The sequence below is a fragment of the Tistrella mobilis genome (genome assembly GCF_041468085.1).
Classification (GTDB): domain Bacteria; phylum Pseudomonadota; class Alphaproteobacteria; order Tistrellales; family Tistrellaceae; genus Tistrella; species Tistrella mobilis_A.
Genome location: NZ_CP121017.1, coordinates 1,612,999 through 1,637,300, shown reverse-complemented (window position 1 = coordinate 1,637,300; position 24,302 = coordinate 1,612,999). Strand labels below are relative to the sequence as shown.

The following is a 24,302-nucleotide window of genomic DNA, read 5'->3' as shown; positions in this document are numbered from 1 at the left end:
CCCCGAGGACCATCCGATGGACAAGCCCGCACCGCTCGGCGTCGGCCTGCAGTACAACCCCGAGATCCTGGACTGGTTTCCGTTCGAAAGCCAGCCGGTGGATCTGTTCGAGGTGCTGCTGGATGCGATCATGGGGCCGCTCGACAGCCCCTGGATCTTCCGTCCGGGACAGGAGCGGCACATGCAGGCGCTGGGTGCCGCCAGACCGCTGCTCGCCCATTCCAACTACGGCTGCGAATTCGGCTTCGGCCGGTTGGAAGACACGCCCGCCGTGCGTCGCCATGTGGCGCTGGCCAAGGCGATCGGCAGCCCCTGGGTCGGCGATCACTGCTTCTACGGCGACGGGTCCTGGCTCGACATCTGGTCGAGCCCGGTGCAGTTCTCATCCCCCGAACTCGTTCGGGTGGCCGACCGGGCGCGGCGGCTGCAGGACATCTACGGCATGCCGCTGGCGCACGAGAATGCGGCCTATTACATGCCGACGCCGGGGGCGGCGATGCGCGAGGCCGAATTCATGGCCCGGCTGGTCGATCGCGCCGGCACCTGGCTGCATCTCGACCTGCACAACGTCTATACCAACTCGGTCAATCTGCCCGGCTACGACGCCGCCGATTATCTGGCGACCATCCCGCTCGACCGGGTGGTCTGCATCCATCTGGCCGGCGGATCCTGGTATGACGGGCTCTATCACGACTGGCATGACAGCACGGTGCCGGAACCGGTCTGGGCAATGCTCGACCAGGTGCTGTCGCGGGCCCTGCCCTCGGCGGTGATCCTGGAATTCCAGGGCCGCGCCCATCATCCCCAGACCCGCGAACTGGGCGGGGCGGAAGACGAGGCGATGATCGCCGCCGATCTCACCCGCGCCAAGGCCGCCTGGGATGCGGCCGCCCGCCGTCATGGCGTGCAACCACCGGTCCGGGAGATCGCGTGATGACCGCCATGACACCGCCGCCCGCCCCCGGCGCCGGCCTGCCCGCCGCCACCGTTTATGCCACCTGGCGGCGAATCCTGCGGGAACCGCCGCTGGCCGACGCGATGTTCGATCCGGCGGTCGACGACGAGACCCTGGGCCGTCGCTTCGGCCTGGATGAGGATGGTATCGCCGCGGTGCGCGCCTATGCCGCCACGCCGAAACCGACGCGCATGTTCATCCTCAACTACCGCTTCCGCATGACCGGTTCGGTTCAGAACGCGCTGGAAACCGCGGCCCCGCTGACCATGCGGGCACTGAAGGGCAAGGGGCTGGACCTGCGCATGCTGGCCGAGGGCTTCCTCCAGGCCGATCACTGGCAGGATGACGGCCCGTTCGTCGTGGGCTACTGCGCGCGGATCCTGGACCATCTGGCAGATCACCCCGACACCGGAAGCCCGGCCGGACTGCGCGATCTGATCGCGCTCGACCGTGCGACGGCGGGGCTGCTGATGCGGCTTGCCGATACGCCGCCGGAACCGGCGGTGCCCGCAGGGCATGTCGGCCTCACCGGCCGCGCGGTGGCCGTCACCACCAGCCATGATCTGGCCCCCTGGCTGCGCAGTGCCGCGGCACTCGGCCGCGCGGATCTGCCGGCGCGGCCGGCGGCCTATCTGGTGGCCATGCCCGATCTGGCCGCGGCGCCCAAGGTCTCGGCCCTGCCGCTGCGGGCCGCCGACATGCTGGCGGCGCTGGCCGGAGGCCCGCTGACGCCCGAGGCTGTTTTCGACCGCATCGGCGGTGCCGGTACGCAGGATGCCGCCCTGCTGGGCAAACTGGCCGACCGCGGCGCGGTGGTGGGGGCATGACGGTCGCGACCCGCCCGGCACCGCACGCCCCCGATGTCGCCGACCCGACCGCCGCCTCCGATCCCCCCGCGATCGACTGGTTCCCGCTGTTCTGGATGCGTGGCGCGGGCTTCGGCTTCGGCCGGCTGGGACGCGCCTGTCTGGACGCGGAGGTGCTGGCGGTGATCGATGATCCGGCCGTCACACCCGCGGACCGCGCCGCCGCCTTCGCCCCTGCCGCGGCCGATGCCCGGCGACGGCTGGTGGCGGCACTCGGCGACGCCATGGCCGAAGAGGCGCTGTTCCTGTCCAACCGCGACGCGCCGGCGCGGATCGCCGAACTTGCCGCCGAAAACCTGGATCAGCCGCGCAAGCGCGCCCGCCAGAAGCTGCGCCTGGCCTGGAGCTATCTTCAGCGCTTCGCCGCCAAGAACGACACTGCGAGCTTTTTCGGCCCGGTCGCCTGGGGGCGGATCGATCCCGAATCCGAAACCGCGCTACAGGTGACCGGCGATCCGGACCGGGTGATCGGCGCCCGGATCACGGTGATCGAACACTGGGTGGCCGAGGCCCTGGCCGAGGCGGTGGCCGCAGATCCGGCACTGGCCGGGCAGCTGCCGCTGATCCTCAACCCCGGTTGCACGCTGGATGATGCCGGCCGGCTGCGGCTGCCGGTCGACCGGTCGGTTGCTCTGCCCGCGGCCATGGCAGCGGTGGTCAGTGCGGCGATAAGGCTGGGGCCGGCACTGCCGGCAAAGCTTGCCGCCGCCGCAGGGAGCGACGGCGCGCCCGCCGCCGTCGAGACGCTTCGGGGCCGCCGGGTGCTGTTGCCGGCGCTGACGCCCGCCCCAGGCAGCCTGACGCCGCTTGCCCATCTGAGCGGGGTTCTGGCACGCATCGACACCCCCGCCGCCGCCCTCTGGCTCAAGCGCATCGCCGCGATCGAGGCCGGTGCCGGCGATTTCGCCGCCGCCGCCGGGCGACCGCGCGACCGGCTGGCGATCCTGGACCGGCTGCATGCCCTGCTGGCCGAGGCCGGCGCCGATCGGGAGCGGGATCATGGCCGGATGTATGTCGGCCGTCAGCCGGTCTACGAGGATTGCGCCCGGGCGGGCGGCGTCGTGCTGGGCAAGCCGTTCCTGACCGCCGCCGGACAGGATCTGGCCCCGGTGCTCAACCTTTATCGGCGGGTGGCGACCGCCGCGGCGATGCTGATCGCCGATGGCCAGGCACGGGCCTTCGACGGGCTGGTGCATGACGGCGCCGCCGATGCCGACGGCACGGTGGATCTGGTGCGGCTGCTGGCCGCCACCCCCTCGGCCGATCTGGCGACCGCCGCGGTCGCGGTGATCGAGCCGGTGCTCCGCCAGGCCTGGGATCGGCTGGCATCAGACCGGCTGGCATCAACCGATGCCGCCGCAGAGGAAATCGCCCTCACCGCCGCCGATATCGCACGGGTCGGCGATGCGGTGGAAACCGCGGTGGGTCGCCTGCTGCCGCGGGCGCCGCGGCCGGTTACGCTGGGCCTCGACATCGCCTCGCCCGATCTGATGATCGCAGCCGCAAGCCCCGCGGCAATCACGCGCGGTGAGTGGCGGCTGGTGATCGGAGAGGTGCATCCGGCGGTGGCGACCGCCGTGCAGCCGGTGGCCATGCCCTTCTGTCCCGACCCGATGCTGGCGGCCGGGGTGGCAGCCGGCTGGGCGCTCGACGGTGCCGCAGGTCCGGCGCGGCTGGGCCTGGCCGATGACGGCCGGCATTATCAGCGCTCGCATATCGACTGGCCGGAGCATCCGGCCTTCATCGACATCGCCCTGCCGGGCGACGCCGCGACCGGTCCGCGTCGGCGCGTCCGGGCCGCAGAGATGCGGGTCCGCCGCGCTGCCGACGGCACGCTTCGTGTCTTCAGGTCATGCGGGCTGGATGATGACCTGGGCACCGTCACCCGCACCGCCCTGCACCGGGCGATGTTCGCGCTCGCCGCCGCGGTGACCGGGCGGCATCTGGCGCCACGGCTGGTGCTGGGCCGGCTGGTGGTCAAGCGGCGAAGCTGGCGGATCGGGACCGGTGCGCCGCGGCCCGGCGGCAAGCCGGCCGAGGATGCCGAGGCCTTCCGGGCCATGCGCCGCTGGGCGCGGGATCTCGGCCTGCCGTCCGCGCTCTTCGCCAAGGCACCGGGTGAGCCGAAGCCGGTCTGCATCCTGCTCGACGCCCCCCAGGGGGCGGAGATGCTCGCCCGGCTGTTCGATCGCGACGAGGCGATCGATCTCGCCGAAATGTCGCCCGGCCCCGACGACCTCTGGCTCGATGCCGGCCCCGAAGGCCGGGTGACGGCGGAATTCCGTCTCAGCACTCGTCTTCGCCCGCACGTCCCCAGGAAAGACCCGGCATGAGTGCGCTGACCGCCCCCGAGATCGACACCACGCCGCCATCCGGCGCAGAGACCATGGTCGCACGCGGCCGCTTCCCGGTCCGTTTCGAACATGCCGAGATCACCGATCCGGCCCGCGGCCGGCGGATCGAGATCACCGACCCCACAGGCGACGGCCATTGGCTGCTGGGTCCGGCCGAGTTCGAAGTCGCCCGGGTCTTCGACGGGCAGTCGAGTTTCGCCGTGCTTTCCGCCCGGTTGGCGGCCCGCGGCATCCGTGCCGATGCCGTCAAACTCGCGCAGTTCGAAACCAGGCTTCTGAGCCTCGGCCTGCTGGAGATCGACGGCCGCGGCCATCGGGCCCGCGACCCTTTCACCGGCTTCGATTTTGCCCTCCTCCATCATCTGGTCATCCAGCGGCTGGGGGTGATCCGCCCCGAACCGGTGCTCGACCGGCTGCTGGCCTGGCCGCGTGCGCTTCGCATGGGGCTGCTCGGCCTCTCGGCGCTGGCGGCGCTGGCGGCCCCGGTTCTGCTGGTGACGATGGGATCGACCTTCCTTGATCAGGCCTCGGCGACACTGACCGGATGGATGCTGCCACTGCTCTATCTCGTGACGCTGGCCAGCGGATTTCTGCATGAAGGCGGCCATGCGCTTGCCTGCCGTGCCCTCGGCGTGAAGGTGCGCGAGACCGGCTTCGCGATCTATTTCCTGATGCCCTTCGCCTGGACCCGGCCGGACCGGCGCGACTGGGAAGCGCTGGCCATGGGGCCGCGCATGGTCGCGATCCTGGCCGGCCCCTTCGCCAGTCAGGCCCTGGCCGGGCTGGGCCTGATGCTGATGCTGTCAGCCCCCATGGGCAGTGCGCCACATGCCGCCGGCGTGATCCTGGCAGCGACGGGGCTGTTCGGCGCCACGGTCACCCTGCTGCCCTTCCTGAACGGCGACGGCTATCTGATGCTGGTCGAAGTGCTGCGCCTGCCCAATCTGCGCCGCCGCGCCTTCGATCATCTGCGCCGGTCGGTCGGTCTGCATGCCCCGGCGCTCTCGGTCCCGCTGCCTGCCGGGCGCGGGCCGCTGCTGCTGGCGGTCGCCTTCGGCACCATCCTCGGCTGGGCGGGGCTCTGGATCGGCATGGCCTGGTGGCTGGGCGGCATGATCCTGGAGCTGGTCCGATGACCGCCACCACCGCCCCCGCCAGCTATGGCAGCCGCGCCCACTGGGACGGCGTCCACACCCTGCTGGGGGATCGGGGCGGAGCCCGTCCGCAGGCAGCCGGCGCCCTGCTCGACCACATGGCGGCGGTGGCCGATCGTCTGGCCGGAGCCGGCGGCGTGGTCATGGATCTGGGGGCGGGCCAGGGTGCGCTGGCCCGTGCCCTGGCAAGGCCGGGCCGGCTGGTGATCGCCAGCGACATCGCCGCCGGCCCGCTCGCCGTCATCCGGACACCGGGCGTGGCCGGGCTTGCCGCCGACGCCGCATATCCGGCGCTGAAGCCGGGCACGCTGAATCTGGTGACCTGCCTGCGTGGCCTTTGGACGCTGCCCGATCCGGCGGGCGTTCTGGCTGTCATGACCGGGCTGCTGGCGCCGGGCGGCCACATCCTGGTGCAGCTCTGGGACAGGCCGGCCCGCTGCCGGCTGATCGGCACCGGCGCCGCCCTGCTCGGCAAGGTGCTGCCCGATCTCACCCGCCCGGCGGGCGAGGCGGGCCCCTTCGACATCGATCCCGACGGGCTGGCTGCCCTCGCCGCCCCGGCCGGGCTGGAACTGATTGCAACCGAGAACGGCGACATCACGGCCGACATCGCCGATGCACCGGGCTATTGGCGCGAGTTCGATGCCCTGGCGGAGACTGCCGCCGCCGCCCGGCTGCGCGCCCCGGCGGCCCTGCAGGCCAGGCTGGACGCCGCCCTGCCGGGCGTGCTGGACAGGGTGCTGCCGCGCAGCGACGGTGCCACAGGCTGGCAGGCATCGATCGCCTGGCATCTCTGCACCCTGGCACCCGCCGGTTCACGGCGGCAGATCATCCCGCCCCGCTGACCTCTGCCAGCCGCCGGTCGATCGCAGCAATCAGGTCGCCTCTGAGCACGTCAAGCTCTGCCTGCGCCTGGGTGAAACGCAGGCCGGTCTCGGCGATCTGTGCCATGGCCTCGTCCCGCGCCGCCGCATCGCCATCGCGACAGGCAAGCGCATGGGCAAGCTCGGCATCGCCGCGCGCATGGTCGATGCGCCCGATCCGGGCGTCGATCTCGCCGATCCGGTCGCGCAACGCTGCCGCCCCGTCTTCTCCGGTCACGGCCAGAAGATCGATCGCCTCGATCATGCGCATGCGGCTGCCTGTGTGGCTGCACCCCAGCCGCTGGCGGCGCACGGGGATCGGGCAGAGCCCCGCGCGCGCCACGCCGATCGGCATGTCGGAGGGCAGCGGCGTGATCCCGTCCGCTGCCCGCAACACACGCTCGTGGATCATGCCGCAATCGAGGATGCGAGCCGCCGCGATCTCCGCCCGCAGGCTTTTGAGCTGCTTCTGCGGCGGAACGGGCATCGTGACGGCGATATCGGCAACGGCAGGGTGCAAGCGGGGCCTCCGTAAGTGATGTCGGGACGGAAGGTCAGGCCGTGGCGGCCGCAGTGCGCAACCGCTCCACCGGCCGTTCACGGATCAGGATGTGCAACAGGGCCGAGATCAGCCCCAGCCCGACCGACAGCCACCAGACCGGATCGTAAGAACCGACCATGTCGAAGATCCGACCGGCCAGCCATGAACCAAGGAAGCCGCCCACCTGATGCCCCATGAACACCAGGCCGAACAGGGTGGAGAGATAGACCGGGCCGAACATATGCGCAACCAGCCCGCTGGTCAGCGGCACGGTGCCGAGCCAGGTAAGGCCCAGCAGGAAGGACATGGTGATGACCAGGGTGGGCGTCAGCGGCAGCAGCAGGAAGCCCAGGAAGATCACCGCCCGGATCGTGTAGAGCAGCGCCAGCGCGTCCTTCTTCTGGATCACCGTGCCGAGCTTGGCGAAACCATAGGTGCCGAAGATATTGCCGAGGCCCACGGCGGTAAGTGCTGCGGTCGCAACCCAGGGTGCAAGTCCGCGATCCGCGGCATAGGCCGGCAGATGAACGCTGACGAAGGCCAGATGGAAGCCGCAGACGAAGAAGCCGGCATTGAGCAGCCAGAAGCCCGGCGTGCTGAACGCCTCGCGCACCGCCTCGCCCAGGGTCTGGCGCGAGACGATCGGGTCGCCGGCCTTCGCCGCCCCCATGAGCCCCAGCGCCAGCGGCACCATCAGCGCCGAAGTGATGCCCAGGATCACCAGGCTCCACCACCAGCCGGCGGCATCGGTCAGGCCATGGGCATAGGGCAGGGCCACGAACTGGCCCAGCGACGAGCCCAGGCTGGCGAGCGCCAGGGCCGAGGCGCGGAAGCGTTCGGGCGCCGCGCGGCCGACCGCCCCCAGGATGACGGTGAAACCGGCGCCGCTCAACCCGATGCCGATCAGGATGCCGGCTCCGGCGAGTTCAAGTTCCGATCCCGAGAAGGCGAGCCAGATCACGCCCACGGCATAAAGCGCGCCGCCGGCCAGACCAACCGCCATCGGCCCGCGCTTGTCGGCCAGCACGCCGGCCAGCGGCGCAAACAGGCCCCACATCAGGTTCATCAACCCGAGCGACAGCGCATAGGCCTCGCGGCCCGTACCGATCGCCTCGCTGACGGGGGTGAGATACAGGCCCAGGCTTTGCCGGACCCCCATGGACAGGGCCAGGATGCAGCCTGCCGAAATCACGATCAGGGCAAGCGACCGGGGCATCCGCCCGTCGTCGCCACCCCTGGACACACCGCCTGCGGTGCCGCGCGCCATGCTCATGGCGTCGTCTCCTCCACACGGGCCCGGATCTCCGGCCCGGCCGGCCCCAGCCGGCCAGGTCCGCTGATCGGGCTCTGGCTCTCCGGTGTTCCAGGCGGCATGGCGTCTTCTGGTCCTGCCCTGTCGAGCCGGCGCCATTATTCTCTTTGCTTCTTGGGGCGCAGTATCGCGCGAAGCCGGATGCGCTTCAACGGTCGAATGTGGTTGCAAAATACGCACGCGACACGCGCAGATCCACAAACAACCCGCGGCTGCGCCGCCGTTCAGGCGAACAGGGTTTCGTCTTCCGCGCCCAGCGCCTCGACCATCAGGCCGTCGGGGCCGCGGTTGAAGATGGTGACGGAGGCCGGACGCGGGCGGAATTCCAGCACGCGATCACTGCCGCGGGCATGGCCGACCAGCACGTTGATCGGCACGAAATGCGACACCACGACCACCAGCCCCGACAGGGCGTGCGCGGCTTCCACCACCCCTGCCGCCCAGGCACGCTGCGCCGTCGGCATGTCGCCCCAGAAGCGGCCCAGCCAGTCCTTGATGTCGGCTGCGCGCGAGATCACGGGCTGGCCGTCGGTCCAGGGAATCTCGGCGAAGGCCGGTGCGGGTTCGGGTGCCAGACCCAGCGCCGCACCGATAATGGTCGCGGTCTCGGTGGTCCGGGCCAGAGGGCTCGCCAGCAGACGGGGGCGCTGACCTGCAAGCAGCGCCGCCAGATGCGCCGCGGTCTCCGCCGCCTCCTCGCGGCCGCGCGGCGCCAGCGGCGGATCGCGCAGCTCCTCGGTCATGCGGGTGGCGGTGCCGTGGCGGACAAAGAGGAGACGTGTGGGCTGGGTGGTCATCAGGCGGGCTCCCGGGCGTTTTCGTGTCGGTTATGGCGCAAGCCTGCCGTCGCTTTGATGACGCTTGCAACCCCGGGGATGCACGGCCCGGTCGAAACCGTCCGATCCGGCAGTATTGCCGCAGCCGTTCAATCAGAGGATGATCGATGCAGCCGACCGCCCATCCCCCATCGGAGGCCACTGGTCCATGTCATGTCCCCCAATATCCTCGTCCGCTTCCTCGTTCGCCCGACCCCACCGGCGCCTGGTGCTGGCGGGGCTCGCCGCCGTCTGTGTCGCAGCCCTGCTGTCACCGCTGCCGGCTCTGGCGCAATCGGCCGAAGACAAGGCCGCGCACGGCAATCCGGATGCCGCCGGGCTCTGGCGGACGATCGATGACGAAACCGGCAAGCCGCGCTCGCTGGTACGGATCGCCGAGCGTGACGGCCGCTGGTACGGCAGGATCGAGAAACTGTTCCGTGAGCCCGGCGAGGATCCGGACCCGGTCTGCCGTGAGTGCACCGATACCCGGGCCGGGCAGAAAATCACGGGCATGGAGATTCTGACCGGGCTGGTCCGCGACGGCCTGGCCTATGACGGGGGTGAAATCCTCGACCCCAAGACCGGCGAAATCTACGACGCGAAGATGACGCTCTCCCCCGACGGCAACACGCTGGAGGTCCGCGGCTTCATCGGCCTGTCGCTGTTCGGCCGCAGCCAGACCTGGATCCGCGAGGGATAGGCCTATACGACCAGCGGCCCGTAGATCTCGGTGCGGGCCAGCGCGTGGCGACGGCGGATCCTGTCGGCCATCACGCCGATCGCCACATAGAGTACCGCCCAGGACGGCGCCACATCCGGCGGCGGCTTCAGCCCGCCGGTCATCGCGAAGATCCGGTCGAGTTCCCGCTCGATATCCTTCTGGCCGGCCTCCAGGCCCCGGATCATGTCGGCCAGCATGGGGCTGCCGCCCAGGCGGATCAGCGGATGCACGATCCCCGCCTCGGTGCGCAACTGTTCGATCAACAGGGTCCGGATCCGGACGAGCATGGCCACCAGCGCCCCCGGATGGCGCGGATCATCACGCGCCACGATCGCCACCGTCTCCGCCAGCCCGATCAGATCGGGCAGCCGGTCGTGAACCAGCGACTGGCCTTCCGTGACCAGCGCGGACAGAACCGAATCACGATCAGGCCCGCCGTCACGAACGGAGCCGCCGTCACGGGCAGGACCGGGCTCACGATCGGTCATGACCACCCTCCCCCTCGACACCACTGTCTCAGGTAAGAATGTCGGCTCTGGTCCGCGCGATGACAAGTGTGACGCCTGCGTGACGGCACCGGGCGGTCAGCCGCCGATCCGGCGATAATCCCCGCCGAAATAAAGCAGCGGATCACCGGGCCGCTCCGCATAGCGCCGCACGGCGCCGATCAGGATCACATGATCACCGCCGTCGTGAACCGCGTGCAGCGCACATTCGAACCGCGCCAGACAGCCCGACAGCAGCGGTGCACCCCCCAGCCCGTCTTCGACCGCAAGCCCGGCGAAACGGTCGGCCTCGGGGTCGGCGAACAGGTCAGAGAGCGGCTGCTGATCGGCATCCAGCACATTGATCGCGAAATGCCCGCTGGTGGTGAAGGCGTTCAGGCTGGGGGAGCTGCGCTCCAGGCACCAGAGCACCAGCGCCGGGTCCAGCGAGACCGAGGTGAAGGAATTCACCGTCAACCCCGCCGGCCGGCCGGCGGCATCGCGGCAGGTCACCACGGCCACCCCGGTCGCGAAGCGCCCGAGCGCAGAACGATAGGCGCGGCTGTCGCCATCGGCCGGGCTGCCCTGCAGCGCCCATCTCCGGGTGTCGGTCATCCCCATCCTCGCACGCGATCAACCGGCGTCAGGCCGGCCTCTGATCTTCATGGATATGCGATCGGACGGAGGCGAGTCAAACGCGTGCCGGCGGCGCGGTCTTGCCGCTGCCTGCAGGCTGGCGGGCGGCGACCTGCTGCCGCGCACGCCGCTTGCGCCACCAGATCACCACCCCGGTGATGGAAACCAGCGCCAGTGCGACACCGGCCACAGCAATCAGGATGCGGCCGGCCAGGCCGCCGATCCGGCCCGAATGCAGCGGGAACTGCAATTGCAGGAACACATCCCCGACGGTGCCCTGGCCCGGAATGGACGCCATCAGCACCTCTCCGGTCTGATCGTCGAGATAGAGATGCGGATGTCCGGTGTCGATCGCCCAGGCGCCGTGCGGCCCCGCCTCGTCCAGGCTGATGATGTAGACCCCGAAGACGGCATAGTGATAGGCATCGACGGCGAGCGGTGCCAGGCCCCGGGCCGCGGCATGGGCCTCTGCCCGGGCCGCTGCCGCCTCGAAGCCCAGGGCGGGCGGCGGCGGATCCGGCCGGTAACGCGGCGCGCCCACCTCGCGCGCACTCGGCGACAGCGCCGTCACCTGGCCCAGCAGCGGCCGCACCAGCTGGGCTTCCAGGTTCAGCGTCACGCTGCTGATCGCCAGCACCAGGAACACCAGCCACAGCCACAATCCCGGGGCGCGATGGAGATCCAGCACCCGGCGATGACTGCCGGCGCCGCGCAGCGACAGGCCGGGCTTGATCTTCCAGGCCGGCGCCCAGCCGGACCCGAAGCCGCGGGTGAAGGGCAGCCGCCCCCGCGGCAGGGTCAGCCACAGCGCCACCAGCGCATCCAGCGCCCAGATCAGCGCCACCACCCCCAGCAGCCACTTGCCGACCGGACCTGCGGTCAGCGAATAGTGGAAGGTATAAAGGAAGGGCATGATCGCGGTCATCTGGTCGCGCCGGCCCAGAATCTCGCCGGTCACCGGGTCGACGAAGACCTGGTCATAGCCGGGCGGCGGGCTGCCCGGCCGCGGCAGCACGGTCACCAGCACCGCCTCTCCCGCCACCGGTTTCAGCGGCAGCGCGGTCACGGCGATGGCGGGATCGAGCGCCTCCACCCGCGCCGCGATCCGGTCGGGCGAAAGCACCGCCCCCTGCCCCGGCGCCTGGAACAGCGCCGGGTTCAGCCAGGCGTCCAGCTCGTGCCGGAAGGTGATGGCGCTGCCGGTCAGCCCGGCCAGCACCAGGAAGAGCGCGGTGGAAAGCCCCGCCCAGCGATGAAGCCTGACCAGAAAGCCGCGCATCACCAACCCGTCACCACCGGTACTTGATCGAGGCGGTCACCGCCCGGCCCGGCCCCCAATAGCAGCCGGTGGCAGAGAGGCAGGTGGAGACATAGCGCTCGTCCAACAGGTTGGTGGCGTTGATCGCCAGGCTGGCCCCGGCGGCGTCGGGGCTGAGCCGGCCCAGATCGAAGCGCACCCCGGCATCGAACAGGGTGACGCCCGGCGATTTGAAGTCGTTGTTGAGGTCGCCATACAGATGGCCGATATAGCGCACGCCCGCGCCAAGCCCCAGACCCTGGGCAAAGCCATCCTCGAAGCTCTTGTCCAGCCAGAGGGCCGCGGTGTTGCGCGGCACGAAAGCCAGCTGTTTGCCGCGCTGGGTCTCGCGCAGGGTCTCGGTGATCTCGCTGTCGCTGTAGGCATAGCTCGCGATGGCGCGATAGCCGTCGCCCAACTCGGCATGGGCTTCGACCTCCAGTCCCTTCACCTCCACCTCACCCGTCTGGATATAGGCGGCACCCGAGGTGCTGGTGGCGACGTCCTGCTGCACCAGGTGATAGGCCGACACTGTGATCATCGACGCAGAACCGGTGGGCTGATAGCGCAGCCCGATCTCGGCCTGGCGACCCTTGGTCGGCTGCAGCGGCTCCCCTTCCGGGTTCGAGCCGCCGAGCGGCTGGAACGAGGTGGTGTAGCTGACATAGGGGGCCAGCCCGTTGTCGAACGCATAGACCAGACCGGCCCGGCCGGTAAACGCATCGTCATTCTGACGGACGATGGCACCGTTGGTGTCGGTCTTGGCCTCCGCATGGTCGTAACGCCCGCCGAGCATCAGATGCCAGCCGCCGAAGCTCATCAGGTTCTGTGCATAGATACCGGTCTGGCGGCGGGTCTGGTCGATGGCGGTCCCGACCGGCGGAACGGTGATCCCGCCGGAATAGACCGGGTCGAAAATGTCGATGGGCGCAACGAGGGTCAGCCGGGTTTCATCGAAATGGCTGCGCTCATACTGCAGATCGACGCCCATCAGCAGGTCGTGCCCCACCGGGCCGGTCTCGAATTTTGCCTCGGTGCGGGTGTCCAGGGTTACTGTTCGCGCCGTTTCGGGGAAGGCCCAGGCATAGCGAGCGAGCATCTGATCCGACAGGGCATAGCCCTGCACGCGGCGGGTGTCGGTGTCGACATCGGCATAGCGCAGGCTGTGGCTGAAGGTCCAGACATCGTCCAGCCGGTGCTCGACCTCGTAGCCCAGCATCCACTGTTCGTTGGTGAACAGGTCGTAATCGGGCTCGCCCACGAAGCGGCTGGTCGGGATATAGCCGTCGGGATGGGGGTAGAGCGTGCCCACCGCCGGCAGGGCCGGCGCGCCGCCGCCGCCTTCCGAGCGGATCTTCTGATACTGCGACAGGATGGTGACCGTGGTGTCGTCGCCGGCCCAGGTGAAGGCCGGGGCGACGAAGATCTTGTCTTCCTCGACATAATCATATTCGGTATCGGCCTCGCGCCCGAGCACGGTCAGGCGATAGAGCAGCCGCCTGTCGTCATCCATCGCGCCCGAGAAATCACCGGCCAGCTGACGGCGATCATAGCTGCCGGTGCCGAGTTCGATCTCGTTCAGGCGTTCAGCCGTCGGGCGCTTGGAGGTCATGTTCAGCAGGCCGCCCGGCGCATTCTGGCCATAGAGCACCGAGGCCGGGCCTTTCAGCGCCTCGATCCGCTCCAGCCCGTAGGGCTCGATGCGCGGCTGGCCGTAGCCGCGCGCACCGAAAGGCAGACGCAGCCCGTCGAGATAGCGCCCGGGGGTGAAGCCGCGCACCGTGAACCAGTCGACCCGCAGATCGACATCGCCATACTGGCTGATCACGCCCGGCGTATAGCGCAGCGCCTGGGAGACGGTGGCAGAACCCTGCATGTCCATCTGGTCGCGGGTCACCACCGACACCGCCTGGGGGGTGAGCATGATCGGCGTGTCGGTCTTGGATGCCGTCACCGAATGGGTCGCGACGATCCCGGGAACGGCGCCGCGTGCCGTGCCCTGGCGCCCCGCATCCACCGTCAGCGGATCGAGCTGCGTCGCCCCGTCGGGCGCAGGCGGCAGGGCTTCCAGCATCACCGCCCGCGGACCCGTCAGACGATAGGTCAGCCCCGTGCCCGCCAGCATCCGGCGCAGGGCCTGCTCGCTCTCCAGCCTGCCCTGCACGCCGGGCGAGATGATGCCGGCATCGAGACCGGCCGCAAAGCCCGCATTCCAGCCGGTGGCGGCGCTGAAGGCGTTGATCGCCCCGGCCAGCGGCTGGCGGGGGATGTCGAAATCATGCTGCTGATCCTGAACGGCAGCCGCCCCCTGTGCCTGCGCCGCCGTGCTGGCGCCCATCCCGGCGCCGGCCAGAATGGCTGCGCCGACCAGGGCTGCGCCGGCCATGGCGGCAGGGCGCCCGGTGGTGTGATGGCCGGCAGTGTTGCGCCGCCGCTGATGCCGTCTGGTCATGAAGGTCGTCCCGCCTGTGCGTCACCGAAAGGGCGGGGCGTGCCGCATGTTCTGCGATTGCGTCTCGTATGCAGTTACGCCCCGCAGACCTGACGCCACAGGCCCGCGGATCGCGTAAATTTTTCTGAAGAAAATTTTCGGCCACCGGAATCACGAAGGTCGATTCAGTGCAGAATCAACAGCCTGTCGGTGATCCGCGTGACATCGGCATCGGCCACGACGGCAAGCGCCAGCGCGCTGCCGGCCGGATCATCCAGCCGGTAATTGCCGGTGACGCGGCGGGCGGCGATCGCGGGGTCGGTGATCAGGATCCGTCCGGGCAGATAACGGTCGAGTTCGGCCAGCACCTCGCCCAATGGCCGGTCGGCGAAGACCAGCCGGCCGTCCAGCCAGCCCAACCCCTGGGCGGGATCGGGGCGGGTGACGATGCCGGGGCCTGCCCCGTCCAGGCGAAGCGCGTCCCCGGCGCCCAGTGCGCGGTGGCTGCCTGCGGCCCCCGCTTCCACCCGGCCGCTGCGGACCTGCACCATGACCGCGTCGTCGGCCGTGAACCCCACGGCAAAGGCGGTGCCGGTAACCCGCACTTTGGCGGGGCCGGCCGCCACCTCGAACGGCCGGGCGGCATCGGGCGTGACCTCGAAAAAGGCCCGGCCCTCCAGCAGGCGCAGATGCCGTCCGGTCTCGTCGATCGTGACCGAAATGGCACTGCCGGTGTCGAGGGTGACGCGCGAGCCGTCGGCCAGCACCACCACCCGGCGTTCGCCGGTGGCGGTGACCGCGTCGGCGCGGAGCCGCATCGGCAGATCGAAGGCCGCACCGATGCCGATCGCAAGCAGCACCGAGGCGGCCAGTGCCAGCGGCCATGCACGCCGCGGCCGGCGCACCACGGCAACCGGGGCCGGCTGAACCGCCCTGGCCAGCGCGGTTGCAAAGGCATCGGCGCCCCACATCGCCTCGACGCGCGCAAGTGCTGCGGCATGGGCCGGATCGGCAGCGGCCCAGTCGGCAAGGGCCTGCCGGTCGGCAGGGTCGGCATCGACGTCACGGGCACGGATGAACCGCTCCAGCGCGGCATCGAGCAGGGCTGCGTCAATCGAGCCGGTCATCGCCCGCCATCCGCCGTGAAACTGCCCAGACAGGCGGCCATCGCGTCCTTCAGATCCTTCTGAACCGTGCTGGTCGACACACCGAGATCTGCGGCAACCTCGGCGTAGCTGCGGCCTTCAAGCCGGCAGGCGACCATCACCCGACGCTGGCGCGGCGTCAACCGCGACATCACCTGTTCCAGCCGGTCGAGCAACTGGCGGTCGCCGACTTCCGCCTCCGGGCTCGGCGTGTCGGCGGCGATATGGGCAAGATCGTCCTGATCCTCGCCCTGGCGCAGCACGGCGCCCTGGCGCCGCTCGCGGCGCAGATGATCGAGCGCCAGGTTGCGGGCGGTGCGGAACAGGAAGGGCTCAAGATGCTGGATCTGTGTCTGTGCCAGGGCCGCACGGACCTTCAGATAGGTCTCCTGCGCCAGATCCTCGGCCACCGCCAGGCTGCCGACGATTGGCATCAGGCTGCGCACCAGAATGCGCCGCTGGCCGGAATAGATGTGATTGAGCCGGTCGAGCGCCGTTCGGTCCAAGATCCGCATATCCCGAAGAGCCCGCCGGTCCGCCCGGCCTCCGTCAGCTCTCGAAATATCAAGATTGAGACTTATTTGCAATTGAAGGATCGCATCGGACGGGCAGATCCCGTCTCTGAAACGAGGACGCCCGGTGCAGGTTTCCCCGCACCGGGCGTACGGCCGGACCGCCCTCCCCCCCGGCGGCAGTCCGGCAAGCTCTCGACACGGGGCTGATCGCCGCCGCGTTACGAAACGTTTACTCCAGGATACAAAAAAAGCAAGTGGGCGGCGTGCAATTCCACCAAATACGATGATTCTGCATCGCGATATCACCGTCTGCCGCGGATGCCGCGGCTCAGGAGGCGATTGCGGCCGGCATCTCCCGCGCGATGGGCAGCATGGCAACGCCGTCGGCACTCGCGATCGCGGCATCAACCGCGGCCTGGATCGGTGCCCGGCCAAAACCGGCCCGCGCCATGACGTTCAATCCCTGCAGCACCGCCGTCAGCATCGAGGCCACGGCAATGATCTGCGCTTCGTCTGCGCCGGTTGCCGCACGGGTCAGGGCACGGGCGAAGGCGGCACGGATGCGCAGCAGATGCGTGCGCGCCGCCTCGGCCGCCGCCTCATCCCAGGGCGCGCGCTCCACCGCGCAATTGGTCATCAGGCAGCCCCAGCGGCGTTCACCGGCGACGATACCGTCGACCACGCGGGTGAAGAAGGCGCGGATCGCCGCCAGCCCGTCCCCGCGATCCTGCTCCAGACCGTCCAGCGCCTTGTCGACCACCCGCGCCCGGTAGCGGTCCACCGCTTCGAAAAACAGCGTGCGCTTGTCCCCGAAGGCCGCATACAGGCTGCTCGGCCCGATGCCGGTGGCATGACGGATGGCCTCGACCGAGGTGCCGTCATATCCGTGACGCCAGAACAGGTCGACCACGTGATCGAGGACCCGTTCGCGGTCGAAGCCTCGCGGCCTGCCCATAATGTGCTTCTCCTTCACTGCCGGTACGGGCGCCCGCTGTTGCATTGCGGGAAACCACATAAAAAAGTCGGATGACCCGCTCAGTTTGACCGACTGGCGCGCGAACGCCAAGCCCTGCGCTGAGGGCGCATGCAGGGTGCCTGCGGCGGCATGACGGCATCCAGTGCCGGCGGCGCGGTGATGCCTGCCACCCGTGCCGCCATGTCAGGCCCGGCAATGCCCGCCCAGCGGCGGATTTCCGGCGATCCCGGCCCCATGGCGAAGCTCAGTGCCAGGCCGGTCAGCATCATCGCCTCGCCAAGCCGGCGATCGGCGGCGATTTCGGCGCGATAGGGCGCGATCAGCTCCAGCCAGGGCATGGCGTGGCGGCGCACCAGATGCGGCGGCCACCACAACAGCACGGAGAGACCGGCCAGCGCCGCCGACCGGCGCGGCCCCGATCCACCCTCCGCATCCCGGGCGATCCGCAGCATGCGGCGCGCGCGACGCTCCGCCGAGGGGCAGTCGCCACCGGCCAGTTCGGTGACGGTCAGGGCGGCGACCGCCTGCCAGCGGGCATCCCTTACCCGGCTCACGATGCCGGCCTGTCGGCCGGCTGCCCCGGCGCCCAGCCCGGTGCCGCCAGTTCGAAACCGTCGAAGGTGAAGGCGGGCGCCACCGAACAGCCGACCAGCGTGTACTCACCCAGGGTTTCCGCCGCCTGCCACCAGCCGGCGGGCACGACCAGCACCGGCCGGCCGGCATCGGCATCCGCCGGCCGTGCCGGATCGAAGCCCAGCAGATGGCGCCGGGGGGCCGCAGCATCGTCGGGCGCCATGTCCAGCGCCAGCGGGTCGCCGGCATAGTGATGCCAGACCTCTTCGGCATCGACCCGGTGCCAGTGCGACCGCTCCCCGCGGGCGAGCAGGAAATAGATCGTGGTCAGCGCCCCCCGCACGCCATCGGGTGCGGGGCTGCGCCAGACTTCGGCGAACCATCCGCCTTCGGGATGGGGGGCAAGGCCCAGGGCCTCCACGATCCGTGCTGCCGCCTGGGGCAAAGCCGCCAGGCGTGCGTCTTTGGGGGCATGGTTCATCTGGCGTCTCCACTGTCGCCGTTCGTGATCCATCAAATCACGATAGCGGTCAAAGCGGTATGGTTGCGATCGGATTGACGCGGGCGTTGCATGTCGGGGAGATTGCATTGACGGAATGGACAAGGCATCCTGGGTCCATGCCTGATCGCTGGCGCCGTGCGCTCATCGTCTTCACGCTGGTCTGGATGACCTTCGTCACCGCGGTGACCGGGGCAGATCCCGCACATCCGCTGTTCGACGGCTTCTTCCTGGTGCCGCTTGCCGCCTGGATCCTGGCCCTGCTGGTCCACAGCCTGCGCAGCCGCGGCAGAGGGGATCGGGATCCCGTGAACCCCGACAGCCGGCCGCCCCGCCACCCCTGAACGGCCGGACCAGACAGCCATGCGAAATCAGGCGATCCCTTGCAGTCGCGGCGCGGGAGCCCTTGTTTCGCATGCAGCATGCGACCATAACTATGGCGCCTGCGGCGTGTTGCCACGCTCAGGACCTGCTCTGCCGACCGCCCCCACCCCCCGCACGGCCCCGCCTCCTCAGCCAGGCTGCCCGACATGACCGACGGTATGACCATCGATCACGACGCCCGCATGCTGATCAGCGACGGCGACGCCGAACAGGCGGCCGCCCGGGCGGAACAGCTCGGCCAGGCCGCCCTGGATCAGGGCGACCGTAATCTCGCCCGACAGATCTTCTTCCTGCTGGTCGACCGCATAGCCTCCAACGCCGATACGGCGGCGGCGGCCTATCGCCTCTCCCAATCCGCCGCTCAGGTGGGAGAACCGCTGGCCGTGGCCGATGCCGGCCGCGGCGATATCGATGCCGCCCGCGACGTCTTCCGGCGCCTGTCGCAGCAGGCCACCCGTCACAACCGGGTGTTGCTGCCCTCGATGGCGCGTGTGCTGACCGCCATCGCCGATGCCCATGCCCGTGCCGGGCGGATGCGGGTGGCGTTTGAAGAGGTCCAGCGCGCGGTTCTGCTGCTCCGCCCGCTTTTCCTGGCCGAGCGCGAGACCTATGGGCCGTCGATGGCACCGATCCTGCGCACCTATCTGGCGCTGGCCCGCGATGCCGGCCAGCCGGTCGACCGCGCGATGGTGCGGGAGCTTTTCGCCGCCTTCGCCATCGGCACCCCCACCGGCAGCTGACCCGGCCGCCCCCGTCTCGCCCCACAGGCCCCCGTCCCGCCCCCCCGAGGGCCCCTGGCTCTCCCGACAGGGCCGAACCTCAGGATGAGACGGCCTGTCGCACATATCCCGTACAAGTTGATCTGCATGCTTCCGATTCGGGCCCGGTGATGCTAGCCTGTCGTCATAATTGATCGGATCACGGACCAAACGATCCAAGGTTACATCCGGCCGGAACAGGGCCGGCCCCCGGGGCAACGGGGGCAGAACCGGGATCGGCGGGGTCCGGATGGGCAAGGAACGGCAGGCACCATGGTCAACATCGTGAAACTCTCCGCCGATGCGATCGACGAGGCGGCAGAGGTGATCCGCGCGGGCGGGCTGGTCATCACCCCCACGCGCACTCAGTACAACCTGATCTGCGACGCCTTCAACGCCGACGCCATTCAACGGGTGTTCGACGTGAAGAAGCGCACCAAATTCGGCCCGCTGACCTTCTCGATCGCCAATCCGGCCGAGGCGGCCCGCCATGTCGTGGTCCCCGACTGGGTCGCCCCCGATGCCTTCGAGCGGCTGTGGCCGGGTGAGCTGACGCTGATCTTCGACAAGGCCTGCGAGCTGCCGCCGGCCTTCACCATGGGCTACGACACGCTCGGCGTCGCCTGCCAGGGCGCCTCGCCGCTGGAAGACATCATCCGCGCCGCCGGCCGGCCGGTGGGGGCGACCTCGGCCAACATCTCGGGCCAGGGCGACATCTTCGTCGACCTCGACAAGGCGGTCGCCGATATCGGTGACGGCGTCGACCTGATCATCGACCTGGGCGGCGATACGCCCGGCGCCACCTCCGACAGCGCGGTCAAGGCCAACACCATCGTCGATTTCACCTTCGAACGGCCATATCTGGTCCGCGCCGGGGTCTACCCGATTGCCCGCATCCAGGCGATCTTCCCCGATCTCGATACCGATACCGAGGCCTATAAGCAGCGCCTGATGCAGCGGGTGAACGAGGTCCGCGGCCGCGCGGTCGGCGCGTGAGGATCCGGTCATGAGCATCCGCAGCCCGCGTGACGTGCCGCTGATCTATGTCTACCGCATCCTGTCGCGGCTCTATTTTCATCTGCCGATCCTGTTCGTGTTCTTCTATGAACGCGGGCTCGACATCTTCCGGCTGGAACTGCTGCTGGCGGCCTATGGCCTGACCATCTGCCTGGCGGTCGGCCCGGCCGGCCGGCTTGGCCGGCTGCTGCCGCAGAAGGGCGTGATCGCCACCGGCGAGGTACTGAAAGCGGCCGGTCTTGCCATGATCGTGGCCTTCGCCATCGCCTCCCCCCTGCCCGCGCCGCTCGATGCCGATGGTGGCTTCTGGTGGCTGCTCGGCGCCCAGATCGCCGGCGGCATCGGCTATGCGCTGGCCCAGGGCACCGACTCGGCCCTGCTGCGCAGCCTGCACGGGGATGACGAGGTCATTGCCTATCGTACCCATGAAAGCCGCACCGCCTCGCTGATCTTCCTGGCGGTGCTGGCGGCCGGCACGGCGGGCAGCGTGCTCTACCGCTTCGCACCGGAATTGCCCTTCCTGGCCGCGCTTGTCGCCGCCCTGATCTCGGCGATCGCGATCCTGATGGTCAGCACCCCGGCGGCTCCGGCACAGACGGCGGCCAGCCCCGGCGCGACCGCAGCCCCTGGCCCGGCGACCAGCGTGCCGGGCGAAGCCGGCTGGATGGCCTATTACGTGCTGATGCGCGCCTTCGCGCTTGCCGCCTTCGTGGGCTTTCTGCCGGCGCTGTTCTTCCTCACGCTGAAGGTCGATCTCTACTGGTTCGGGCTGGTGCTCAGCCTGTTCAACCTGGCGGCCTTCCTGTCGGCACGCTATGCCCCGACGGTGATGGACCGGATCGGTGCCCGGGCGATCACCGTCGCCATGCCGGCCATCGGCCTGGTCTCGCTGATCCTGTTTGCCACCGCCTCGGAAAATCTGATCGCCGGCCTGGTTGCGATCACCGCCCTCGGCTTCGCCACCGGCGGCATCCGGCCGGTGACCATGGCAAATCTCAACCGCCTGCCGATGGCCGCCCCCGCGCGTGCCCGGCTGATCGGCCGCATGGAACGCTGGTACGGGCTGACCAATGCAGCGGTCCTGGCTGTCGGCGGCTGGTGCCTGGCCGCATACGGATTCGTGCCGCTGATGTCGGGCGTGGCCGTGCTGTTCGCGGCCCTGGTCCTGGCCTATGCGCTGGCCGGGGAACAGCTGATGGGCCGCACGACGGAACGCCGCGCGGCATAGCGGCATCACCCGCGTGCATAGCCGGCGATCGTCTCGCGCGCGGTTGCGATCTCGGCCAGCAGCCAGTCTTCCACCAGACGGACCTGGCGGCGGCGGCGAAGTTCGGGGCGACGGACCAGGAAATAGGACACGCCGCTCGGCACCGCCTTGTCGATCGGGACCACCAGCCGGCCGTCGCGGATCGCCTGATCGGCCAGAACCACATCGGCGATCGCGACGCCGAGCCCGGCTTCGGCGGCACTCAGCGCCATGTCGAGCGCGTCGAAATCCAGCCCGTCATGGACACGCAGCGGCATGCCCGACTTCTCGGACCAGGTGATCCAGTCCTGATGATCGGGCAGCGGATGGAGGAGCATGGCGCTGCGCAGCTCCTCCTCCGGGCGTTCGGGATCGAGATGCCCGGGGGCCGCAACCGGCACGATCCATTCGGCGTAAAGCTCGGTCGCATCCTCGTTGGGAAAGCCACCGCGGCCATAGCGGATGCCCAGATCGGCACCGGTCTCGTCCACAGTCATGTCGTTCAGACGGGTCTGGACCACGATCCGGATCATCGGATGCTGTTCGTGGAATTTGTGCAGCCGCGGGAACAGCCAGCGCAAAGCGAAGGTCGGGATCACCTTCAGCGTCACCACATCCTGGTCGTTCTGGAACGGATCGATGGCATTCGCGATGTGATCGAAGGCTTCCGTCACCGCCAGGGCCAGACGGCGGCCCTCTTCGGTGATTTCCATGCCGCCATGGGTGCGCAGGAACAGCGACACGCCCAGCTGTTCCTCCAGAATGCGCACCTGGCGGCTGACCGCGCTTTCGCTGACGTTCAGCACCTGGGCGGCCTTCTTCACCCCCATATGGGTCGCCACCACCTCGAAGCATCTGAGCGCGTTGAGCGAAGGCAGACGTCGGGACATGGCGCCTCCTGAAGGCCGGTCGTCAGCGGTGGGGGTCGAGTGTATCCCTGAGCCCGTTGCCCATGAAGTTGAAACTGGTGACCGTCAGGGTGATGGCGAGGCCCGGCAGAAGGGCGAGCCAGGGGGCCGAGGTCAGATAGATCTGGGCGTTGTTGAGCATGTTGCCCCAGCTCGCCATCGGCGCCTGAATGCCGTATCCCAGATAGCTGACATAGGATTCGAGCAGGATCGCCCGGGCGACGTTGAGCGTGGCTGCAACGATGATCGCACCCGCCGCATTGGGCAGCAGTTCCACCACCATGATCCTGAGATCCGAGGCCCCGGCCGTGCGGGCGGCGGCGACATAATCGGCCGTGCGCAGCGACCGGTACTGCCCTTCCACCAGCCGCGCCACGCTCATCCACGATGTGGCGGCGATCAGGATGGTGGTGGAGGCAAGCCCCGGGCTGATCAACAGGGCCAGCGCCAGCACCAGGAAGACGGTCGGAAAGGCCATCATCGCGTCGACGAAGCGCATCAGCACCGCGCCGATCACCCCGCCACGCCAGCCCGCAACCATGCCGAAGGCGGTTCCGATCATCACCGAGAGCAGCATGGCCGAGAAGCCGATGGCGAGTGAGATCCGCCCCCCGGCGAGCAGGCGGGCGAGCACGTCACGGCCGAGTTCATCGGTTCCCAGCAGATGACCGGGGCTGAACGGCGGCAGGAAACGCTTCAACACATCGATCCGGTCGGGATCGGTCGGATCGATCAGCGGGCCGAGGAAGGCGGCGGCGGTCATCGCCAGGATGAGCCCGGCGCCGGCCACGGTCGCCGGTCGCGCCACCAGCCGGCGCAGGAATCCGGGTGGCATGGCGGATGCCGTGATATCGGGGGCAGTCTGCACTGTCATCACCGTCAATCCATCCTGATCCGGGGGTCGGCGACTGCATAGAGCAGATCGGCCAGCAGGGAGCCTGCCATCACCATCAGCGCCGAAAGCATCAGGATGCCCATCACCACCGGGTAGTCGCGGTATTCCAGGCTGTCGAGAAACAGCCGGCCCATGCCCGGCCAGCTGAACACCGTCTCTGTGACCAGCGCGCCGCCGAGCAGGGTCGGGAATTGCAGCCCGACCAGGGTGATCATCGGCAACAGCGCATTGCGCAGGGCATGGGCGCGGATCACCACCCGTTCCCGCAGGCCCTTGGCGCGGGCGGTGCGGATATAATCCTGCCCCAGCGTATCGAGCATGGAGGCCCGCATGAACTGCGCCCAGACCGCGGTCTCCACCAGCGCCAGCACCATCACCGGTGCGATCATGTGATGGAGCACGTCGCCGGGCGAGCCGTCGCCGATGGTGCTGCGATTGCCGGATGGCAGCCAGCCGAGCTCAATGGAGAACAGGTAGATCGCCATCAGCGCGAACCAGAAGGTCGGGATCGACAGCGCGATCATCGCCCCGCCGGTAGCGAGCAGGTCGGTCAGCGAGTGCCGGCGGACCGCCGCCCGCATGCCGATCACGCCGCCCAGCAGGGCGGCGATCACGGTGGAGGCGAGCATGATTTCGAGCGTGGGCCCGATATGGGTCGCGATCTTGGCCAGAACCGGCAGGCCGTCACGATAGGACTGCCCCCAGTCGCCGGTCACCATCCGGGCGAGCCAGTCGGCATATTGCAGCAGGAAGGGCCGGTCCAGCCCCAGCTGGCGGGTGATCCGGTCGATATCCTCCTGCGACATGTTCGACGACAGGACGTATTGCGACAGCGGCCCGCCCGGGGCGAGATGCAGGATGCCGAAGCCGATGACCGAGACCAGCAGCATCAGCACCACGGCCTGCCCGCATCGTCGCACCAGATAGTTCGTCATGGTCCGGAAGACCCCCCG

The 24,302-nt window shown here is 69.3% G+C and carries 25 protein-coding genes; 10 read left to right on the top strand and 15 right to left on the bottom strand.

Features of this window, described 5'->3' with window-relative positions; translation table 11 throughout:
• Positions 1-16 precede the first annotated feature (16 nt).
• From P7L68_RS13285 to P7L68_RS13265, 5 genes are read left to right on the top strand one after another with little or no spacing between them, the layout of a single operon-like run.
• Entirely contained in the window at positions 17-934 is a 918-nt protein-coding gene (locus P7L68_RS13285; protein ID WP_372006117.1) for a DUF692 family multinuclear iron-containing protein, read from the top strand.
• Positions 934-1,782, top strand: a complete 849-nt coding sequence (locus P7L68_RS13280; protein ID WP_372006116.1) for a hypothetical protein — start codon at positions 934-936, stop codon at positions 1,780-1,782. Before P7L68_RS13285 ends, P7L68_RS13280 begins: the two co-directional genes overlap by 1 nt.
• The gene (locus P7L68_RS13275; RefSeq protein ID WP_372006115.1) at positions 1,779-4,154 is read left to right on the top strand and encodes a hypothetical protein; all 2,376 of its coding nucleotides are present in this window, start codon (positions 1,779-1,781) and stop codon (positions 4,152-4,154) included. The genes P7L68_RS13280 and P7L68_RS13275 overlap by 4 nt, the downstream gene beginning before the upstream one ends.
• A complete protein-coding gene (locus P7L68_RS13270) occupies positions 4,151-5,311 on the top strand; it encodes a M50 family metallopeptidase (RefSeq protein WP_372006114.1) in 1,161 nt (386 codons plus the stop codon). The genes P7L68_RS13275 and P7L68_RS13270 overlap by 4 nt, the downstream gene beginning before the upstream one ends.
• Positions 5,308-6,174 (top strand): class I SAM-dependent methyltransferase, encoded by an 867-nt coding sequence (locus P7L68_RS13265; protein ID WP_372006113.1) that lies wholly within the window; start codon positions 5,308-5,310, stop codon positions 6,172-6,174. Before P7L68_RS13270 ends, P7L68_RS13265 begins: the two co-directional genes overlap by 4 nt.
• Here P7L68_RS13265 and P7L68_RS13260 read toward each other — a convergent pair.
• The 3 genes from P7L68_RS13260 to P7L68_RS13250 all read right to left on the bottom strand — a co-directional run bounded on the left by P7L68_RS13260 (position 6,158) and on the right by P7L68_RS13250 (position 8,842).
• Positions 6,158-6,712 (bottom strand): hypothetical protein, encoded by a 555-nt coding sequence (locus P7L68_RS13260; RefSeq protein WP_372006112.1) that lies wholly within the window; start codon positions 6,710-6,712, stop codon positions 6,158-6,160. The genes P7L68_RS13265 and P7L68_RS13260 overlap by 17 nt on opposite strands.
• A gap of 34 nt (positions 6,713-6,746) precedes the next feature.
• Entirely contained in the window at positions 6,747-8,006 is a 1,260-nt protein-coding gene (locus P7L68_RS13255; RefSeq protein ID WP_372006111.1) for an MFS transporter, read from the bottom strand.
• 263 nt (positions 8,007-8,269) lie between these two features.
• Complete coding sequence (locus tag P7L68_RS13250; protein WP_372006110.1) at positions 8,270-8,842, bottom strand: histidine phosphatase family protein; 573 nt, start codon at positions 8,840-8,842, stop codon at positions 8,270-8,272.
• A gap of 187 nt (positions 8,843-9,029) precedes the next feature.
• Here P7L68_RS13250 and P7L68_RS13245 point away from each other — a divergent pair, with 187 nt between their 5' ends.
• Complete coding sequence (locus tag P7L68_RS13245) at positions 9,030-9,563, top strand: DUF2147 domain-containing protein (RefSeq protein ID WP_372006109.1); 534 nt, start codon at positions 9,030-9,032, stop codon at positions 9,561-9,563.
• 2 nt (positions 9,564-9,565) lie between these two features.
• Here P7L68_RS13245 and P7L68_RS13240 read toward each other — a convergent pair whose 3' ends face one another.
• The 9 genes from P7L68_RS13240 to P7L68_RS13200 form a co-directional block, all read right to left on the bottom strand.
• Positions 9,566-10,072 (bottom strand): hypothetical protein, encoded by a 507-nt coding sequence (locus tag P7L68_RS13240; protein ID WP_372006108.1) that lies wholly within the window; start codon positions 10,070-10,072, stop codon positions 9,566-9,568.
• 96 nt (positions 10,073-10,168) lie between these two features.
• Complete coding sequence (locus tag P7L68_RS13235; RefSeq protein WP_372006107.1) at positions 10,169-10,684, bottom strand: flavin reductase family protein; 516 nt, start codon at positions 10,682-10,684, stop codon at positions 10,169-10,171.
• Between the two features lie 76 nt (positions 10,685-10,760).
• Positions 10,761-11,984 carry a PepSY-associated TM helix domain-containing protein gene (locus P7L68_RS13230; protein WP_372006106.1) on the bottom strand — a complete coding sequence of 408 codons (1,224 nt, stop codon included), beginning with the start codon at positions 11,982-11,984 and terminating at the stop codon, positions 10,761-10,763.
• A 10-nt stretch (positions 11,985-11,994) separates the two neighbouring features.
• Positions 11,995-14,454, bottom strand: a complete 2,460-nt coding sequence (locus P7L68_RS13225; RefSeq protein ID WP_372006105.1) for a TonB-dependent siderophore receptor — start codon at positions 14,452-14,454, stop codon at positions 11,995-11,997.
• Between the two features lie 164 nt (positions 14,455-14,618).
• Positions 14,619-15,560 (bottom strand): FecR family protein, encoded by a 942-nt coding sequence (locus P7L68_RS13220; protein ID WP_372006104.1) that lies wholly within the window; start codon positions 15,558-15,560, stop codon positions 14,619-14,621.
• On the bottom strand, positions 15,557-16,084 hold the full coding sequence (locus P7L68_RS13215) for an RNA polymerase sigma factor (protein WP_372006103.1): 528 nt from the start codon (positions 16,082-16,084) through the stop codon (positions 15,557-15,559). The genes P7L68_RS13220 and P7L68_RS13215 overlap by 4 nt, the downstream gene beginning before the upstream one ends.
• Before the next feature lie 337 nt (positions 16,085-16,421).
• The gene (locus tag P7L68_RS13210; protein ID WP_372006102.1) at positions 16,422-17,048 is read right to left on the bottom strand and encodes a TetR/AcrR family transcriptional regulator; all 627 of its coding nucleotides are present in this window, start codon (positions 17,046-17,048) and stop codon (positions 16,422-16,424) included.
• 80 nt (positions 17,049-17,128) lie between these two features.
• Entirely contained in the window at positions 17,129-17,623 is a 495-nt protein-coding gene (locus P7L68_RS13205) for a hypothetical protein (RefSeq protein WP_372006100.1), read from the bottom strand.
• A complete protein-coding gene (locus tag P7L68_RS13200) occupies positions 17,620-18,123 on the bottom strand; it encodes a cupin domain-containing protein (RefSeq protein ID WP_372006098.1) in 504 nt (167 codons plus the stop codon). The genes P7L68_RS13205 and P7L68_RS13200 overlap by 4 nt, the downstream gene beginning before the upstream one ends.
• 137 nt (positions 18,124-18,260) lie before the next feature.
• Between P7L68_RS13200 and P7L68_RS13195 the strand changes: the two genes are divergently transcribed.
• The 4 genes from P7L68_RS13195 (at position 18,261) to P7L68_RS13180 (ending at position 21,528) form a co-directional block, all read left to right on the top strand.
• On the top strand, positions 18,261-18,485 hold the full coding sequence (locus tag P7L68_RS13195) for a hypothetical protein (protein WP_372006096.1): 225 nt from the start codon (positions 18,261-18,263) through the stop codon (positions 18,483-18,485).
• A gap of 186 nt (positions 18,486-18,671) precedes the next feature.
• Positions 18,672-19,265 (top strand): hypothetical protein, encoded by a 594-nt coding sequence (locus tag P7L68_RS13190; protein WP_372006094.1) that lies wholly within the window; start codon positions 18,672-18,674, stop codon positions 19,263-19,265.
• A 291-nt stretch (positions 19,266-19,556) separates the two neighbouring features.
• Positions 19,557-20,279, top strand: a complete 723-nt coding sequence (locus P7L68_RS13185; RefSeq protein ID WP_372006092.1) for an L-threonylcarbamoyladenylate synthase — start codon at positions 19,557-19,559, stop codon at positions 20,277-20,279.
• A 10-nt stretch (positions 20,280-20,289) separates the two neighbouring features.
• Entirely contained in the window at positions 20,290-21,528 is a 1,239-nt protein-coding gene (locus P7L68_RS13180) for an MFS transporter (protein WP_372006090.1), read from the top strand.
• Between the two features lie 5 nt (positions 21,529-21,533).
• Here the strand turns inward: P7L68_RS13180 and P7L68_RS13175 are convergent, their stop codons facing one another.
• From P7L68_RS13175 to P7L68_RS13165, 3 genes are read right to left on the bottom strand one after another with little or no spacing between them, the layout of a single operon-like run.
• Positions 21,534-22,436, bottom strand: coding sequence for a LysR substrate-binding domain-containing protein (locus P7L68_RS13175; protein ID WP_372006088.1), 903 nt, complete (start codon positions 22,434-22,436; stop codon positions 21,534-21,536).
• A 22-nt stretch (positions 22,437-22,458) separates the two neighbouring features.
• Positions 22,459-23,328, bottom strand: coding sequence for an ABC transporter permease (locus P7L68_RS13170; protein ID WP_372006086.1), 870 nt, complete (start codon positions 23,326-23,328; stop codon positions 22,459-22,461).
• A gap of 5 nt (positions 23,329-23,333) precedes the next feature.
• Positions 23,334-24,284 carry an ABC transporter permease gene (locus P7L68_RS13165; RefSeq protein WP_372006085.1) on the bottom strand — a complete coding sequence of 317 codons (951 nt, stop codon included), beginning with the start codon at positions 24,282-24,284 and terminating at the stop codon, positions 23,334-23,336.
• Positions 24,285-24,302: the final 18 nt, after the last annotated feature.

What these genes read in the sequence shown, in the direction of transcription:
- P7L68_RS13285 (WP_372006117.1), top strand. Translation starts at nt 17, where the DNA reads ATGGACAAGCCCGCACCGCTCGGCGTCGGCCTGCAGTACAACCCCGAG.
- P7L68_RS13280 (WP_372006116.1), top strand. Translation starts at nt 934, where the DNA reads ATGACCGCCATGACACCGCCGCCCGCCCCCGGCGCCGGCCTGCCCGCC.
- P7L68_RS13275 (WP_372006115.1), top strand. Translation starts at nt 1,779, where the DNA reads ATGACGGTCGCGACCCGCCCGGCACCGCACGCCCCCGATGTCGCCGAC.
- P7L68_RS13270 (WP_372006114.1), top strand. Translation starts at nt 4,151, where the DNA reads ATGAGTGCGCTGACCGCCCCCGAGATCGACACCACGCCGCCATCCGGC.
- P7L68_RS13265 (WP_372006113.1), top strand. Translation starts at nt 5,308, where the DNA reads ATGACCGCCACCACCGCCCCCGCCAGCTATGGCAGCCGCGCCCACTGG.
- P7L68_RS13255 (WP_372006111.1), bottom strand. Translation starts at nt 8,006, where the DNA reads ATGAGCATGGCGCGCGGCACCGCAGGCGGTGTGTCCAGGGGTGGCGAC.
- P7L68_RS13250 (WP_372006110.1), bottom strand. Translation starts at nt 8,842, where the DNA reads ATGACCACCCAGCCCACACGTCTCCTCTTTGTCCGCCACGGCACCGCC.
- P7L68_RS13245 (WP_372006109.1), top strand. Translation starts at nt 9,030, where the DNA reads ATGTCATGTCCCCCAATATCCTCGTCCGCTTCCTCGTTCGCCCGACCC.
- P7L68_RS13240 (WP_372006108.1), bottom strand. Translation starts at nt 10,072, where the DNA reads ATGACCGATCGTGAGCCCGGTCCTGCCCGTGACGGCGGCTCCGTTCGT.
- P7L68_RS13235 (WP_372006107.1), bottom strand. Translation starts at nt 10,684, where the DNA reads ATGACCGACACCCGGAGATGGGCGCTGCAGGGCAGCCCGGCCGATGGC.
- P7L68_RS13230 (WP_372006106.1), bottom strand. Translation starts at nt 11,984, where the DNA reads ATGCGCGGCTTTCTGGTCAGGCTTCATCGCTGGGCGGGGCTTTCCACC.
- P7L68_RS13225 (WP_372006105.1), bottom strand. Translation starts at nt 14,454, where the DNA reads ATGACCAGACGGCATCAGCGGCGGCGCAACACTGCCGGCCATCACACC.
- P7L68_RS13220 (WP_372006104.1), bottom strand. Translation starts at nt 15,560, where the DNA reads ATGACCGGCTCGATTGACGCAGCCCTGCTCGATGCCGCGCTGGAGCGG.
- P7L68_RS13210 (WP_372006102.1), bottom strand. Translation starts at nt 17,048, where the DNA reads ATGGGCAGGCCGCGAGGCTTCGACCGCGAACGGGTCCTCGATCACGTG.
- P7L68_RS13200 (WP_372006098.1), bottom strand. Translation starts at nt 18,123, where the DNA reads ATGAACCATGCCCCCAAAGACGCACGCCTGGCGGCTTTGCCCCAGGCG.
- P7L68_RS13195 (WP_372006096.1), top strand. Translation starts at nt 18,261, where the DNA reads ATGCCTGATCGCTGGCGCCGTGCGCTCATCGTCTTCACGCTGGTCTGG.
- P7L68_RS13190 (WP_372006094.1), top strand. Translation starts at nt 18,672, where the DNA reads ATGACCGACGGTATGACCATCGATCACGACGCCCGCATGCTGATCAGC.
- P7L68_RS13185 (WP_372006092.1), top strand. Translation starts at nt 19,557, where the DNA reads ATGGTCAACATCGTGAAACTCTCCGCCGATGCGATCGACGAGGCGGCA.
- P7L68_RS13180 (WP_372006090.1), top strand. Translation starts at nt 20,290, where the DNA reads ATGAGCATCCGCAGCCCGCGTGACGTGCCGCTGATCTATGTCTACCGC.
- P7L68_RS13175 (WP_372006088.1), bottom strand. Translation starts at nt 22,436, where the DNA reads ATGTCCCGACGTCTGCCTTCGCTCAACGCGCTCAGATGCTTCGAGGTG.
- P7L68_RS13170 (WP_372006086.1), bottom strand. Translation starts at nt 23,328, where the DNA reads ATGACAGTGCAGACTGCCCCCGATATCACGGCATCCGCCATGCCACCC.
- P7L68_RS13165 (WP_372006085.1), bottom strand. Translation starts at nt 24,284, where the DNA reads ATGACGAACTATCTGGTGCGACGATGCGGGCAGGCCGTGGTGCTGATG.